A 12,858-nucleotide genomic window follows, 5' to 3' on the forward strand; every position below is an offset into this window, starting at 1 on the left:
GTCACTAAGCCTGCCATTTGCAAACGTGTCTGTGGCTTGGCGCACCGATTAGCACTTTATATCTGTTAATCAGCCCATCTCTTGGGGGTCAACATCAATCGACCAACGCACACGCCTGACTTGCGGCGATGCTTCCAATTGAAGTGCGAGTTGGCTCAACAGCTGTTGCAGCGGTTTGCGCTGGGCGCTGTTGATCTGCAATTGATAGCGAAAGCGGTCGCCGCGCTTTTCCATCATCGCCGGTAGTGGGCCGAGATAATTTAGCTGCGGACTGGATGGCTGCAACTGTTCCGCCAAGCGGCGCGCGAGCTGTAAAAAATCGACCGCTGCTATTGCCTGTTTGCTCTCGGCGCGAATCAGCGCCAAGTGGCGATAGGGTGGCAGCAGGGTGATCTGGCGTTCCTGCAAAATCAGATCGGCCAACGCGTGGTAGCCCTGCTGCACCAGTGTTTGCACCAGCGGGTGATCAGTGTGGTGGCTCTGTAATATCACGCGCCCGCGCTTTTCCTCGCGTCCGGCGCGTCCTGCTACCTGCAATAACAGCTGCCCCATGCGCTCGGCGCCGCGGAAATCGGTGCTGAATAGGCCTGCATCGGCATCGATAATGACAACTAGAGTCACATCGGCAAAGTGATGGCCTTTGGCCAGCATTTGCGTGCCGATTAGAATGCAAGGCTCGCCACTGTGTACATCGACCAGCAGCTTTTGCATAGCATTTTTATTGCGCGTGGAATCGCGATCGACGCGAATCACCTTGTGCTCGGGAAATAGTTGTTGCAGCACCACTTCGCTGCGTTCGGTGCCTTGGCCGATGGGCTGAATTCGGCTGCTATTGCAGCTGGGGCAGCGCTTGGGAAGGGCGCGCTGATGGTCGCAGTGGTGGCAGTGCAGATGGCGCGGCGTTTGATGCACGGTCATGCGCGCATCGCAGTGATTGCAGTTGGCCAGCCAGCCGCAGTCGTGGCATTCCAGCGTTGGTGCATAGCCGCGACGATTGAGAAACACCAGCGCCTGATTGCCTTTGTCGAGCGTATCGCCAATCGCATCAAGGCTCGCCTGCGCAAAACCTTCATGCAGAATTTCGCCGCGGATATCGAGCAATTGGATCTCGGGCGGTTTGGCGTTGCCTGTGCGCACCTTTAATTGCAGGTGTTGATAGCGCCCCTGCAGGGCGTTGTGCAGGGTTTCCAGTGCCGGCGTGGCCGAGCCGAGAATCAGCGGAATGCCAAGTCGATGCGCGCGTACCGCGGCCAGATCGCGCGCGGAATAGCGAAAGCCATCCTGCTGCTTGAAGGAGCCATCGTGCTCTTCATCGATAATCAAAATGCCCGGCTCCTTGAGTGGGGTAAACACCGCCGAGCGGGTGCCGATAATAATGCGGGCTATGCCCTCGCGCGCTTGCAGCCAGGCATCCAGTCGCTCGCGGTCATTCAGGCCGGAGTGCAATACGGCAATGGGCAAATTAAAGCGGCGTTGAAAGCGCTGCACTGTCTGCGGCGTCAGGCCAATCTCAGGCACTAATACCAATGCCTGTTTGCCTTGCGCGAGGCACTGTTCAATCGCTTGCAGATAAATTTCGGTTTTGCCGCTGCCGGTGGCGCCATCGAGCAGGTAGGTTTTAAAGCAGGTGTAATCGATCTGTGCAAAAGCCGCCAGCTGCTCATCACTCAGGATGAGCGGCTGTTCGCGCAATAGTTGCTCAGGGAGCGGAGCTGGTTCGGGCGTTACTTCAACTATCTTGACCAAGCCCTTATCGATCAGGTTTTTGGCGATAGTGCGCGGAATATCGATTTGATCTAGGTCGGCTCGGCTGAGTTGTGAGCGGGATTGCAGTGCGGCTAAAAGTGTCGCCTGTTTGGGTGAGCGCTTGAGTGCGCCCTCGGGTAAACCCTTGCCTTCGGTGGTCAGTTGAAACACAGGTTCGCCGCGCATTTTCGCTGGTTCGCCTTGGCGCAATAACACCGGCAGGGCGGTTTGTAGCGCCTCGCCGGGCGCGCACTGGTAGTAATCTGCCGCCCAGAGGCAAAGGTCGAGCAATTCGCTATCGAGTGCAGGGCGTGGGTCGATCAACGCCAAGGCTGGGCGTAATTTTGCGACATCCTGCAAGCTTTCTTCTTTTACCCTGATAAGTACGCCAATTAATTCCTGATTGCCAAAGGGCGCGCGAATCAATACGCCAGGTCGGAGCTTGGCTGGGTCGATATCGGTCGGTAAATCGGCTGGTAATAAATAGTCAAAGCAGCGCCGCAGCGGCACGGGCAGTGCGATTTCCAGTAGCAGGGATTGGTTTGGCGAAGTTGTGGTCATGGCTCGGTTTGGCATCCAACAAGGCGGTCAGCATAACCGAATCGACTGTGAGGCGCAGGATATTGCCGTTTTGGTGATGGTTTTTTGCACAAAATGCGGTTTTTCGGTTGCGTGATCAGGGTTTTCTGGTAGTATCGCCGCTCCCAAAAACAGCCGTTTTTAAACCATGTGCGGTGCTCGGCAACGACCGGGTGGCGGCACAGCTCACACAAGGCATTCATCATGAAAGCAGACATTCATCCAAATTACGTTGAAGTAGCTGTATCTTGCAGCTGCGGCAGCACCTTCACCACTCGTTCAACTCTGGGCAAGCCTCTGCACGTTGACGTATGTGGTGCTTGTCACCCGTTCTACACTGGCAAGCAAAAAGTTGTTGATACTGGTGGCCGTATTGACCGCTTCACCAAGCGTTTCGGCAGCCGTATCGCTGGTGCCAAGAAAGACTAATTGTCTTGCTTCGCTCCCGACTAGCCGCGCTAGTAAAAACGCCGGAAATGAAAATTTCCGGCGTTTTTTTATGCGCGATATTTATGCCCTGCTGGTCGCAACTGGGATTGGCAGAGTGCGGCGCGCCTGCGAGTGAGCTGGTGCAAGTGGCGCGAGTATCCGACGGCGATACGCTAAAGCTGCAAGATGGCCGTTCAGTGCGGATCTTGGGTGTCAATGCGCCCGAGGTTGCTCATGGCAAAAAGGCGGGTCAGCCGCTTGGAAAAGAGTCCCGTGCGACGGCAAAGGCTTTTGTCGAGCGTGCTCAAGGTCGTGTGCGTTTGGGATTTGAGTCAGAAAAGCGGGATCATTACGGGCGCTTGCTGGCGCATGTGTACGACGCGCGCGGGCGCAGTTTGGCAGTAGAACAGCTGCGCGCAGGTATGGCGATGCAGGTTGGCGTGCCACCGAATATCGCTCAGGCCAAGTGTCTGGCAAAAGTTGAGCAGGCTGCGCGCAAGCAAAATCTGGGTGTCTGGCGCCATCATTATTGGCAGTCGCTAGCGGGCAGCTCCATGCGCGGCGACGAAACTGGTTTTCGCCTGATCAGTGGGCGAGTTGCCAAGGTGGATATCAATTCAGCGGTCTGGCTGGAATTGGATGGCAAGTTGGTAGTGCGTATCGCCAAAAAAGACTGGCCATTATTTGGTTATAGTCAGCGCGACTGGCAATCGCTAAAAGGGCGGCGGTTAGAGGTGCGCGGTTGGATTGGTAAGCAATCATCCAAACGGTCACAGCAGTTCAAGCCCTTGGTGATGCAGCTGCGATCACCATCCTCCCTGATGGTGATCGAGCGATAGAAAGGTTTTAGAACAGCTCTTCCGGCAGGGTTGCCTGCTCGGTGGTCTCGTGACCGGCTGCGGATGTGCGGTTGGTATCTTCCCCTAAAAACACTTCAAAGATAGCGTCCGGGTCGCCGGGCATGGCCGGTCTGCCGGTGTCTGAATTAATCCGTACCGTCACTATGCCTTCAGGCTGGCGTGGGAGTTGGTCGGGCAAGCCTTCCAGTGCGGTGCGCATAAAATCAATCCAGATGGGCAGCGCTGCCGAGCTACCGAACTCTTTGCGGCCGAGCAGGGTATTGGCATCGAAACCAACCCAAACACTGGTAACCACATTGGGATTGTAGCCCGAGAACCAGCTGTCGCGCGGGCCATTGGTGGTACCGGTTTTGCCAGCAAGATCTTTGCGGCCGAGTTGTTTGGCGAGGCGGCCGGTGCCTTTATCTACAACGTCACGCAACATGGAATCGATAAGGTAGGCGATGCGCGCATCAATAATGCGTTTCGCTTGTTGGCTGCTATCGATTTCAGGTGTGAGTGGAAACAGGCTGCCATCCTCGGCATAGCTAGGGGCAACTTCACACTCTTTACAGGCGCGTTTCGGAGTTGCTTCGTACACCAACTTGCCTTTGTCATCCTCGATGCGGGTGACCAAGTAGGGGTCAACCTTGAAGCCGCCGTTGGCAAAACTGGCGTAAGCGGTGGCCATTTGTATGGGGGTGAGGGCGTGGGTACCGAGTGCGAGAGTCAGGTCGCGCGGGAACTCTTTAGGGTTAAAGCCAAAGCGTGCAAGGCTGTCGAGTGCGGTTTGCATGCCGATACTGCGCAGCAAGCGGATCGATACCAGATTGCGCGAACGATAGAGTGCTTGGCGCATACGCATGGGGCCGGCGAATTTGCCATCGTCATTTTCCGGGCGCCATGCGATACCGGTACTGGTGTTTTCAATCACGATAGGCGCATCGTTAATAATTGATGCTGGAGTAAAGCCATTTTCCAGCGCTGCGGTGTAAATCAGCGGTTTAAAGCTGGAGCCCGGCTGGCGCGCGCCTTGAATCGCACGGTTGTAGTGGCTTTGGTTGAAATCGAGGCCTCCAACCAAAGAGCGAATCGCGCCGTCGAGCGGGTCGAGCGATACCAATGCTCCCTGAATCGCAGGTACCTGACTAAAGCGCCATTGGTCATCGTCATCTTTAGTAATGCGTACCACATCGCCGCGCTTGAGGAATTCGGTCGCTGATTTGTAAGTGGCACCGCGGCTGTCTTCAGTGAAATATGGGCGAACGCTGGATAGACCTTGCTCCCAGCTTAAATCTACATAATCGCCATTGCTCATCAATACGCGCAGAGACTTCTCTTGCACATCAACCACAGCAGCTGGTTCCTGGCCGCCAAGATTGGGAATATCTTGCAGTTGATCTTGCCAGTCGATCAAATCAGCATCTTCCGATGGTTTCAGGTGTAGCTCCGGCCCGCGATAGCCGTGGCGCTGGTCGTAATTCAATAAACCTTTCAATACTGCCGCTTGCGCAGTTGCTTGCATGGCGCTATCGACACTGGTGTAGACCTTATAACCATCGGTGTACGCTTTTTCGCCAAAGCGGTTTAATACTTCCTGACGCGCCATTTCGGAAATATAAGGCGCTTGCACATCCAAAGTGGTGCCGTGGTAGCTGGCAGTGTTGGGTTCATTAATTGCCGCTTGGTAGGTGGCTTGATCGATATGTCCCAACTCGTACATGCGCCCGATAATCCAATTGCGACGAATCATAGCGCGCTTGAGATTGGCAAGTGGATTGTAGGCAGATGGGGCTTTAAGCACGCCGACGATCATGGCGTATTGGGCGACACTCAGTTGGTCTATATCCTTGCCGTAATAAATCTGTGCAGCTGCCTGTAAGCCATATGCACGATTGCCAAAGAACATTTTGTTATTGAACAGAACCAGGATTTCTTCTTTGGTGAATTTTCGTTCAATTTCAATGGATAAGAGGATTTCGTTAAACTTACGTGAGAAGATTTGTTTGCGAGTGAGAAAGAAATCACGCGCCAACTGTTGAGTAATAGTGCTTCCGCCTGATTGAATGGCGCCAGACTTTAGAATTTGTGATGCGGCGCGCAACATGCCTTTTAGAGAAACCCCATGATGCTCAAAGAACTCTGCATCTTCGGCGGAGAGGAGTGCTTTTATATATAAAGGAGGGATCTGTTCGTAAGTGAGTGGCGTGCGACGTTGTTCACCAAATTCGCCAATGAGCTTGTTGTCGCTTGAATAAACCCGCAAAGGGGTCTGTAATCTAACTTCTCGTAATGAATCAACCGGCGGCAATTTAGGGCTTAAATAAAGATAAAGTCCGGCGAAAGTCACCAAAGAAACGCTTAAACCAGCCAGTAACAGCCAGAAAATAATGCCAAAGAAGGATTTTTTACTGATCATTTTTTCTATTTGAATTAATGAGTTAGCGCGGTATACGCAGGTGGCGGGCATTATACGGGCTTTTTGCCTGTTTACATATTCATCGGTTTGTTGCAGGCTTAAGTTAAAGTGCTATAACATAAACAACGTCTAAGTTACGGATATAGATAGAAAAATGGGCATTTTAAGTTTCCTCGATAAGAAGGCCAAGCCAGTGGTCGGGCTGGACATTAGTTCCACTTCGGTCAAATTGCTTGAACTCAGTCGCAGTGGCGATCGCTATCGCGTTGAGTCCTATACCGTAAAGGCTCTGCCGCCCAATGCGGTGGTAGAGAAAAACATAGCTGACCCCGTCGCTGTTGCCGAGGTGGTCAGGTCCATGGTTAAACAGTCCAAGACCAAGCTTAAGCATGCTGCCGTGGCAGTAGCTGGGTCGGCCGTGATCACCAAAATGATCGATATGCCGATGGATTTGAATGACGATGCCATGGAAAGCCAGATCGCGGCTGAGGCCGATCAATATATCCCCTTCCCCTTGGAGGAGGTTGCGCTGGATTTTGAGGTGCAAGGTCTTTCTCCACGCAATCCCGATCAGGTAGAAGTGTTACTTGCTGCATGTCGCCGCGAAAACGTAGAGGTTCGCCAGCAAGTCTTGGCTGATGCCGACTTGATCGCCGAAAAAGTAGATATCGAAGCCTATTGTATGGAGCGTGCCTTCGAGCTGATCGCCGAGCAACTGGAGGATCAGGAAGGGCAGGTAGTGGCGATTATCGATATCGGCGCCACCATGACGACGTTGAGTGTGCTGGTAGATGGAAAAACCGTCTATACCCGCGAACAACTGTTCGGCGGCCGTCAATTAACGGAAGAAATTCAACGCCGTTATGGTTTGTCGCGCGAAGAGGCAGGGCTTGCCAAGAAACAAGGCGGCTTGCCTGATGATTATGAAATGGAAGTACTTATTCCTTTTAAAGATGCTGTAGTTCAGCAGGTCACTCGCTCCCTTCAATTTTTCTTTTCTGCCAGCCAGTATAACGACGTGGATTACATCATCCTTGCGGGTGGTGTTGCCTCACTGGAGGGGTTGGTAGGCTTGATTGAAGAAAAATTAGGTACTCAAACTGTGGTGGCTAACCCCTTTGCGCGCATGTCAGTGTCATCGCGCGTCAATGCGGTTTCGCTTGCCAATGATGCTCCTGCATTGATGATTGTGACTGGTTTGGCGATGAGGAGTTTTGACTAATGGCCAAAATTAACTTATTGCCTTGGCGCGAAGCTTATCGCCAAGAGAAGAAACGTGAATTTTTAGGTGTTATAGCCGGTGTTGGTTTGGCTGCCGTGTTTGGCGCTTACGTATGGGTTTCAAGCGTCCAAAATGCGATCGAAAATCAAAATGCACGTAATCAATTATTGAATCAGGAAATTGCCAAGCTTGATGCACAGGTAAAAGAAATTAGCGAAATCAAGAAAGTGCGCGACGACTTACTGGCGCGTATTAAGGTTATCACCGATCTTGAAGGTACTCGTCCTGTTATTGTGCGCTATTTCGATGAGTTAGCCAGAGCTATCCCTGATGGCGTTTGGCTTTCTTCTGCTCAGCGCGTTGGCAAGATCGTCACCATCGAAGGTGTTGCCGAGTCTTATAATCGTATCGCCAGTTTCCTACGCAATCTTGAATCCTCCGATTGGTATGCGTCACATAACCTAATTTCGGTCGATGCTGCACCGGAAGAGGGTGAGGATGCCAGCAGATTCAAGATGACTGTGGAAACATCTGCCCCAGCTGAGCTAACGGCTGATCCGGCGAAACCTGTTGGAGGGGCGCAATAATGTCGTTTCAAGATACCCTTGAGCAGATGAAGGAGTTCGATGTTAATAACATCGACTTTGAAAAAATTGGTGTTTGGCCTTGGCCAGCGAAAGTGTTTGTTTGCTTGTTATTAATAGTGCTGATTTTTGCAGGAACTTATTACCTGAAAATTAGTGATTTAAATATGGAGCTTGAGTCAGTCACTGCGCAAGAGGCAACGCTTAGGTCTACATTTGAGAAGCGCAGTTTTGAAGCGGCTAACCTGGATGCTTACAAAGCGCAGATGGAGGAGATGAAGGTTACGTTTGATTCTCTGTTGTCACGCCTGCCCGCTAAAACAGAAGTTCCCGGTTTGTTGGAAGACATTGGTACTCGCGGCAGTGAGAGTGGCCTGACCAATATCAATATCAATTTCCAGCCAGATGTAGTTGCTGAGTATTACATTGAGGTCCCTATTACCATTTCTGCTGATGGCGGTTATCACGATATGGGTGGTTTTGTTAGTGGTGTTGCAGGCATGCCGCGTATTGTGACATTGCATGACTTCTCTATTACTACCTCCAAAGAAAACAAAATTTTAAGCATGAAAATTTTAGCGAAAACCTATCGCTATAAATCACCGGAGGCGGCGAAATGAAACGGTCGCTGATAGCAATAGAATTGTTGTGTGTGTTGGCGTTAGTCGGTTGTGGTCAGTCCTCACAACAGGACTTAATCAATTTTATGGAAGAGACAAAGCGCAGACCTAAGGGGCAAATTGAACCTTTGCCTACGTTTAGCCCCTATCAACCATTCACCTATAGTGCGATGACACTGCGCAGTCCATTTGAAAAGCCGATTCCTATTGATGAATCGGCCGCCAAAGGCGGGCGTGCAGTAGCGCCTGATTTGAACAGAGAAAAAGAATTTCTCGAAGGCTTCAACATTACTTCTCTGCGGATGGTGGGCACCATCAGTAAGGGGGGCAAGTTGTGGGCGCTTATCGATGATGGTGCCAATAGCGTAGTACCAGCAACTGTTGGGAATTACTTGGGAATGAACCACGGCAAAATAATATCCACTAGTTCAACACAAATTGAAGTGATGGAAATTGTGGGTGATGGTTCCAATGGTTGGGTTGAACGTCCCAGAATTATTAAATTAGAAGAGAAGGAATAAGCGGACATGTGTGCTCTATTCACTCCGGGGTTGAATATGCGTAAATTTGTTGTGGCACTTGTTGGTTTGGTGGCGTCCCCCATGCTTTGGGCAAGCACGCTCAATGAAATCAATTTTTTCCAGTTGCCTGGTGAGCGATTTGAGGTGCGTATGTCGTTTGATACGCTGCCGCCGGAACCAAAAGGTTATACCATCGAAAAGCCCGCACGTATCGTGCTCGACTTCCCTGATGTGGTGAGTGGGTTAAAAGAACGCCGCTTTCCGCTTGCAGTTGATAATGGTCAGAGTGCAATGGTACTGACTAGCGAGGGCCGCACTCGTCTTATTTTGAATCTGAATGATTTAGCTGCTTACTCAACCCGCACTGACGGTAATAGCTTCATTGTTGAGGTTGGTGCTGCTCAAGGTGGTGATAGCGGTCAAACAGCTCGCCCTGCTGTTTCAGTAGCAACAAAGTCACCCTATAAAGATGATGTGATGGGCGGGCAAACCAAAATTACTAATATCGATTTCCGTCGTGGCACTGCAGGTGAAGGGCGCGTGATTGTGACTCTCTCTAATCCAAAAGTTAGTGCGGATATGGTTGGTACTGGCGCTGGTGTTAAGTTGTCCTTTAAAAATGCTTGGCTGCCGCCAGAGTTGCGTCGTCGCTTGGATGTGGTTGATTTTGCGACCCCTGTTTCTTTGGTTAGCGCAGCGCAAGAGGGTGAAAGCTCGGTATTGAATATTAGTGCTGGCGGTGATTTTGACTACTTGGCGTATCAGACCGAAAACGAATACGTTGTCAGCATCAAGCCTCTTACAGAGCAAGAGAAGCTAGAGAAGAAGAAAGATTTTGAATACACCGGTGAAAAGCTGTCGTTGGATTTCCAGGACATTGAAGTGCGTGCGGTATTGCAGATTATCGCTGACTTTACGGATCTGAACTTGGTTGCCAGTGATACTGTACAAGGTCGCATCACCTTGCGCTTACAAAATGTGCCTTGGGATCAAGCGCTTGAAATGGTTCTGAAGAACAAAGGCTTGGATAAGCGCCAAGTAGGCAATGTGTTAATGGTTGCCCCAGCGGCCGAGATTGCTGAGCGCGAGCGTCAGGAGATCACCACCAAGAAACAGCTAGAAGAATTGGCTCCGCTAAGAACTGAATACATCCGCGTTCGTTACGCCAACGCCAAAGAAATGTTTGAGTTGTTCCGCGGTGAGAACAACGGCGGCAGTGGCGGTGGTGGGCAAGGCGGAAACCGTGCAACCGGTAGTGTATTGTCTGAACGCGGTCAAGGTGTAGTTGATGAGCGTACCAACTCGATTATCATCACTGATACTGCGGAGCGCATCGAAGCATTCAAGCGCTTGGTGGATCAAATCGATATTCCAATTCGTCAAGTGATGATTGAGGCGCGTATCGTTATTGCTAACACTGACTTTGAACGTGAGCTTGGCGTACGCTGGGGTGGTGTTGGCTACAGCGCCAATAACAACCGGATTATTGATTTTGCTGGTTCTCAAGAGGGGCTTGATGATGAAGATGGCACGAGTCCTTATCGCTGGTTCAACCAAGGCCCTGATGACAACAGGTCGCTCAATATTACTGAAAATAATGCAGTAGACTTTGCGGTCAACAATACCAATGCGGCAACGGCAGCAATCGGCGTGTTAACTGACAATAGCTATTTGGATTTGGAATTGAGTGCACTGGAAACTTCGGGTTATGCGGAAATCGTGTCTCAACCAAAAGTGATTACCAGTGACAAGCAATTGGCGGTGATCAAATCCGGTAAAGAGATTGGTTATCAGGAGAGTGCACCAAGTGGTGGTACTACCACTGGTTTCCGAGAGGCGGTATTGAAGCTGGAAGTAACGCCACAAATCACCCCTGACAACCGCATCATCATGGATCTGGTTGTGTGGAAAGACTCTATAGGCCAAGTCACTGAAACTGGTGTACCAACGGTTGATATCACCCGCTTGGAAACCAAAGTATTGGTGAACAACGGTCAAACAGTCGTACTGGGTGGTGTGTTCTCGCTTGAGGGAACCAAAGGTGAAACCAAGGTACCAGTTTTGGGGGATATTCCTTACCTTGGTCGCTTGTTTAAGAAAACAATCGACAGTCAATTCAAAACCGAGCTGTTGATATTTGTTACACCAAAATTGATGTCGGATACCCTTTCAAACTAATGCGCAAGCCCAATGTCTTTCTTGTCGGCCCCATGGGGGCCGGCAAATCTACCATCGGCCGATTGTTGGCTGCAGAATTAAATCTCAATTTTCGCGATAGCGACCGTGTGATTGAAGAGCGCACAGGCGCCGATATTCCATGGATTTTTGATATGGAAGGCGAAGAGGGGTTTCGCGATCGTGAAACTGCGGTCTTGCAAGAATTGGCCAATGAGCGCGATGCGGTTATCGCCACCGGCGGTGGAATAGTGCTGCGACCGCAAAATCGCGAAATTATGAAAGCGTCAGGTTTTGTGTGTTACCTCACTGCGTCCATTGATCAGTTGGCTGAGCGCACTGCGCGCGATAAAAAGCGCCCGCTGCTGCAAGTTGAAAATCCGCGCCAGAAAATTATTGACCTGCTCGCCATGCGCGATTCGCTCTATCAGGATGCTTCGGATTTTGTGGTTAATACTGATCGTCGCTCGCCCAAATCTGTTGCACAGGAGATTGCATCGCTTGTACAGGATGTCTAACCCTTTCTAGATTTTTCAGGTTATTCGCAAGAATCCCTATCGCTGATAACAGACCCTGCTTGTGATAAAGTGCGGCTGAATTTCTATGTCTTCGTTAAAGGCGCTTTTTATGCAGGTTTTAACCGTTAATCTGGATGATCGCAGCTATCCAATCTATATCGGCGAGCAATTGCTTTCTCAGTCTGAATTAATTAGTCAACACATTCGTGGGCGTCAGGTGTGTGTCGTTACCAACGAAACTGTCGCACCTTTGTATCTGGAAGCTTTGTCTGCAGCGCTTGCTGATTATCAAGTCGATACAGTGATTTTGCCCGATGGTGAGGCGCATAAAACCTTGGATATTTGGGGCAGTATTTTCGATAAGTTGCTCAGTGCGCGCCACAATCGCACTACAACCTTGATCGCTTTGGGCGGTGGTGTTGTGGGTGATATGACCGGCTTTGCCGCTGCCTGTTATCAGCGCGGTGTTGATTTCATTCAAATTCCAACCACCTTGTTGTCGATGGTGGATTCATCTGTCGGCGGCAAAACTGGTGTTAACCATCCGCTCGGTAAAAATATGATTGGCGCGTTTTATCAGCCGCGTTGTGTGCTTGCCGATACTTCCTTGTTGAGCACACTGCCACCGCGCGAATTGTCAGCCGGTATTGCCGAAGTGGTGAAATACGGGTTGATTTCGGATTACGAGTTTTTTGTCTGGTTGGAAGACAACATGGACAAGTTGCTCGCCGGTGATATGGCCGCACTCGCGTACGCGGTAAAACGCTCCTGCGAAAATAAGGCCGATGTAGTGGCACAAGACGAACGCGAAGGTGGTTTGCGCGCCATCTTGAATTTGGGACATACCTTTGGCCATGCGATTGAAACTGCGCAAGGGTACGGCAATTGGTTGCACGGCGAAGCTGTTGCGGCAGGTATGGTGATGGCTGCTGAATTGTCCTGGCGTCGTGGCGCGATTAGCAGTGACGAACTGGCGCGTGTAATTAACTTGCTGCAACGCGCGAACCTACCGGTTAAAGCACCGGCCGATATGACGCCCGCGCAATTTATGGAGTTAATGGGGGTCGATAAAAAAGTATTGGATGGCCGTTTGCGCTTGGTGCTGCTGGAGTCCATGGGCAAAGCCATCATCACCAGTGATATAGATGCAGGCATGTTACAAAGCACCTTTGATGCGTGCAAAGCGGATTAATACAACAGGTTACA

The 12,858-nt window shown here is 50.8% G+C and carries 11 protein-coding genes; 9 read left to right on the forward strand and 2 right to left on the reverse strand.

Translation table 11 applies throughout. The annotated features are described in order from the left end of the window. Window positions 1-69: 69 nt before the first annotated feature. The gene (locus SPL68_RS05000) at window positions 70-2,307 is read right to left on the reverse strand and encodes a primosomal protein N' (protein ID WP_323813975.1); all 2,238 of its coding nucleotides are present in this window, start codon (window positions 2,305-2,307) and stop codon (window positions 70-72) included. A gap of 222 nt (window positions 2,308-2,529) precedes the next feature. Here SPL68_RS05000 and rpmE point away from each other — a divergent pair, with 222 nt between their 5' ends. Both rpmE and SPL68_RS05010 read left to right on the forward strand, forming a co-directional pair. Next, window positions 2,530-2,754, forward strand: coding sequence for a 50S ribosomal protein L31 (gene rpmE, locus SPL68_RS05005; RefSeq protein ID WP_323813976.1), 225 nt, complete (start codon window positions 2,530-2,532; stop codon window positions 2,752-2,754). Window positions 2,755-2,759: 5 nt separating this feature from the next. Further along, window positions 2,760-3,593 carry a thermonuclease family protein gene (locus SPL68_RS05010; RefSeq protein WP_323813977.1) on the forward strand — a complete coding sequence of 278 codons (834 nt, stop codon included), beginning with the start codon at window positions 2,760-2,762 and terminating at the stop codon, window positions 3,591-3,593. Between the two features lie 7 nt (window positions 3,594-3,600). Here the strand turns inward: SPL68_RS05010 and SPL68_RS05015 are convergent, their stop codons facing one another. Beyond that, window positions 3,601-6,063, reverse strand: a complete 2,463-nt coding sequence (locus SPL68_RS05015; RefSeq protein WP_323813978.1) for a penicillin-binding protein 1A — start codon at window positions 6,061-6,063, stop codon at window positions 3,601-3,603. Window positions 6,064-6,166: 103 nt separating this feature from the next. On the opposite strand from SPL68_RS05015, the gene SPL68_RS05020 reads away from it, so the two are divergent. The 7 genes from SPL68_RS05020 (at window position 6,167) to aroB (ending at window position 12,844) form a co-directional block, all read left to right on the forward strand. Next, the gene (locus tag SPL68_RS05020; RefSeq protein WP_323813979.1) at window positions 6,167-7,234 is read left to right on the forward strand and encodes a pilus assembly protein PilM; all 1,068 of its coding nucleotides are present in this window, start codon (window positions 6,167-6,169) and stop codon (window positions 7,232-7,234) included. After that, window positions 7,234-7,821: a PilN domain-containing protein gene (locus SPL68_RS05025; RefSeq protein WP_323813980.1), complete on the forward strand. Its 588-nt coding sequence runs from the start codon at window positions 7,234-7,236 to the stop codon at window positions 7,819-7,821. Before SPL68_RS05020 ends, SPL68_RS05025 begins: the two co-directional genes overlap by 1 nt. Further along, window positions 7,821-8,438, forward strand: a complete 618-nt coding sequence (locus SPL68_RS05030) for a type IV pilus inner membrane component PilO (RefSeq protein WP_323813981.1) — start codon at window positions 7,821-7,823, stop codon at window positions 8,436-8,438. Before SPL68_RS05025 ends, SPL68_RS05030 begins: the two co-directional genes overlap by 1 nt. Continuing rightward, a complete protein-coding gene (locus tag SPL68_RS05035; protein ID WP_323813982.1) occupies window positions 8,435-8,959 on the forward strand; it encodes a pilus assembly protein PilP in 525 nt (174 codons plus the stop codon). Before SPL68_RS05030 ends, SPL68_RS05035 begins: the two co-directional genes overlap by 4 nt. 36 nt (window positions 8,960-8,995) lie before the next feature. Further along, complete coding sequence (locus SPL68_RS05040; RefSeq protein ID WP_323813983.1) at window positions 8,996-11,137, forward strand: type IV pilus secretin PilQ; 2,142 nt, start codon at window positions 8,996-8,998, stop codon at window positions 11,135-11,137. Beyond that, a complete protein-coding gene (gene aroK, locus SPL68_RS05045) occupies window positions 11,137-11,652 on the forward strand; it encodes a shikimate kinase AroK (RefSeq protein ID WP_323813984.1) in 516 nt (171 codons plus the stop codon). Before SPL68_RS05040 ends, aroK begins: the two co-directional genes overlap by 1 nt. Window positions 11,653-11,761: 109 nt before the next feature. After that, window positions 11,762-12,844 carry a 3-dehydroquinate synthase gene (aroB, locus tag SPL68_RS05050; RefSeq protein ID WP_323813985.1) on the forward strand — a complete coding sequence of 361 codons (1,083 nt, stop codon included), beginning with the start codon at window positions 11,762-11,764 and terminating at the stop codon, window positions 12,842-12,844. The last annotated feature ends 14 nt before the right edge of the window (window positions 12,845-12,858 follow it).

This window comes from Cellvibrio chitinivorans (assembly GCF_035117775.1).
GTDB lineage: Bacteria > Pseudomonadota > Gammaproteobacteria > Pseudomonadales > Cellvibrionaceae > Cellvibrio > Cellvibrio chitinivorans.

What these genes read in the sequence shown, in the direction of transcription:
- SPL68_RS05000 (WP_323813975.1), bottom strand. Translation starts at nt 2,307, where the DNA reads ATGACCACAACTTCGCCAAACCAATCCCTGCTACTGGAAATCGCACTG.
- rpmE (WP_323813976.1), top strand. Translation starts at nt 2,530, where the DNA reads ATGAAAGCAGACATTCATCCAAATTACGTTGAAGTAGCTGTATCTTGC.
- SPL68_RS05015 (WP_323813978.1), bottom strand. Translation starts at nt 6,063, where the DNA reads ATGCCCGCCACCTGCGTATACCGCGCTAACTCATTAATTCAAATAGAA.
- SPL68_RS05020 (WP_323813979.1), top strand. Translation starts at nt 6,167, where the DNA reads ATGGGCATTTTAAGTTTCCTCGATAAGAAGGCCAAGCCAGTGGTCGGG.
- SPL68_RS05025 (WP_323813980.1), top strand. Translation starts at nt 7,234, where the DNA reads ATGGCCAAAATTAACTTATTGCCTTGGCGCGAAGCTTATCGCCAAGAG.
- SPL68_RS05030 (WP_323813981.1), top strand. Translation starts at nt 7,821, where the DNA reads ATGTCGTTTCAAGATACCCTTGAGCAGATGAAGGAGTTCGATGTTAAT.
- SPL68_RS05035 (WP_323813982.1), top strand. Translation starts at nt 8,435, where the DNA reads ATGAAACGGTCGCTGATAGCAATAGAATTGTTGTGTGTGTTGGCGTTA.
- SPL68_RS05040 (WP_323813983.1), top strand. Translation starts at nt 8,996, where the DNA reads ATGCGTAAATTTGTTGTGGCACTTGTTGGTTTGGTGGCGTCCCCCATG.
- aroK (WP_323813984.1), top strand. Translation starts at nt 11,137, where the DNA reads ATGCGCAAGCCCAATGTCTTTCTTGTCGGCCCCATGGGGGCCGGCAAA.
- aroB (WP_323813985.1), top strand. Translation starts at nt 11,762, where the DNA reads ATGCAGGTTTTAACCGTTAATCTGGATGATCGCAGCTATCCAATCTAT.